2 protein-coding genes are annotated in these 2,016 nt (G+C 42.5%); both read left to right on the top strand.

The genetic code is table 11. The annotated features are described in order from the left end of the window. A partial coding sequence (recA, locus tag L8106_RS28990; RefSeq protein ID WP_009788153.1) for a recombinase RecA occupies positions 1-998 on the top strand: 998 nt, incomplete at its 5' end. 421 nt (positions 999-1,419) lie between these two features. Next, on the top strand, positions 1,420-1,818 hold the full coding sequence (locus L8106_RS28985; RefSeq protein ID WP_009788152.1) for a hypothetical protein: 399 nt from the start codon (positions 1,420-1,422) through the stop codon (positions 1,816-1,818). Positions 1,819-2,016 lie beyond the last annotated feature (198 nt).

Below are 2,016 nucleotides of genomic sequence, written 5' to 3'. Positions count from 1 at the left end.
TCGTCCGTTTAGGCGATGCTCCCCGCATGAAAGTCGAAACCATTCCCAGTGGAGCATTAACCCTAGATTTAGCCCTCGGTGGGGGAATACCAAAAGGACGGGTGATTGAAATTTATGGGCCAGAAAGTTCGGGTAAAACCACTTTAGCCTTACACGCGATCGCCGAAGTCCAGAGAGCCGGGGGAGTCGCTGCCTTTGTAGATGCAGAACACGCCCTCGATCCCAGTTACGCATCGGTTTTAGGCGTTGATATCGAGAACCTGCTGGTGTCTCAACCCGATACCGGAGAAATGGCGTTAGAAGTCGTCGATCAACTGGTGCGTTCCGTAGCAGTGGATATTGTGGTGATTGACTCCGTAGCTGCTTTGGTTCCCCGTGCAGAAATCGAAGGGGAAATGGGAGACGCTCACATGGGGCTACAAGCGCGTTTAATGAGCCAAGCCCTACGGAAAATTACCGGGAATATTGGTAAGTCGGGTTGTACAGTTATTTTCCTTAACCAACTGCGTCAGAAAATTGGAATTACCTACGGAAATCCAGAAACCACAACAGGCGGAAATGCGCTCAAGTTTTACTGTTCAGTTCGACTCGATATTCGCCGGATTCAAACCTTGAAAAAAGGTACTGATGAGTATGGAATTCGGGCTAAAGTTAAGGTTGCTAAAAATAAAGTAGCCCCACCTTTCCGCATCGCTGAATTTGATATTATTTTCGGAAAAGGGATTTCAACGCTAGGCTGTTTAGTCGATTTAGCCGAAGAAACAGGCATTATTAAACGCAAGGGTTCCTGGTATAGCTACAACAGCGATAATATTGGTCAAGGTCGAGAAAAAACGATTATTTACATGGAAGAAAACCCCGAGTTTACTGCTAATATTGAAAAATTAGTTCGCGAGAAACTTGATGGCGGTGCAGTCGTTTCTTCTAATTCAGTCGGACACGTTGATGATGCTGAAGATTATGAAAATGACGAAAATGGAACCGGAGAAGAAGAATAAAATCAACGTTTTTCTCATAGGGAATTAGGAGTTAGGAGTTGGGAGTTAGGGTTGATAAATCATCCTCAATTGTGAAGTTATAACGCCCTAATTCCTGTTGATTTTAACTCGAAGATTTGATAATTAAAACAAAGAAAATATAACCTCCTTAGCCTTAGTGTTGAGGGGGTTTTTCATTGATTAAATGAGTTCATGTAACGGTACACCTTAAAAACTATAGCGCTACGCAAATTGGTTAGGACATTTCTAAATTCTGAAACCCTTTCATAGTCTGCTGTTCCCTGTTCCCTGTTCCCTGTTCCCGATTCAAGTAGCGCTATAGGTTTTTGATGGTTTACGGGGAAAGGATGAGGTAAATTATGCAGTTACAGCGTTTCCTAATGCTAAGTTTATTGTTTTAGATGCTCCGAATAAAGTTCGTTTGCAGCGAATTTTAAAGCGAAATGATGCTTTTGATTCTGTAAATGTAGTTAATTTTAGAACTAAAAATAAAGCTATTGAATTTGACAACTTAAGCAGTTTGACAGCGTTGGGAATGTCGGAAGCAAGTTCTATTTTCAACTCAACGGAAGAACGGGAAATTTTGGGTTGGTTTCGTGACGGAAGTGTGACTCGGAAAGAGTTACAACAAAAGCTAAAAATTGTGGTTCAAGAACAGCAAAATTATGATGCTGTATCGACTCGGTTAACGTTAGAAGAAATGGCTCCTGAACGAACGTTGGTGATTGATACAACGGTTTACAATCCTCAACAGGCGGCTTCTCAAATCTTATCTTACTTAAAGGTTAATCAACCGATGGAGTGTTTATCTATGAGTTAAGTTAGTTAACCCTAGAAACTCGGTAACTTTTACGCGCACCGGGTTCCTGTTACTCACATTTCGTTGAGTTGGTTTAATGTGGGTCGTCCAGTTCGGGGGGCGACAAGAGAGCTACTGTAGTCCCACTCCAAAGCATATCCCAAGACGCTTTCACCCTGCTTGCCACTCCCTCTGAACTTTTTCTTGACACTGCTTGAT

This window comes from Lyngbya sp. PCC 8106 (assembly GCF_000169095.1).
In the GTDB taxonomy this organism is placed as follows: domain Bacteria; phylum Cyanobacteriota; class Cyanobacteriia; order Cyanobacteriales; family Microcoleaceae; genus Capilliphycus.
The sequence above is the reverse complement of the archived record's forward strand: the minus strand, read 5'-3'. Positions and strand labels throughout refer to the sequence as shown.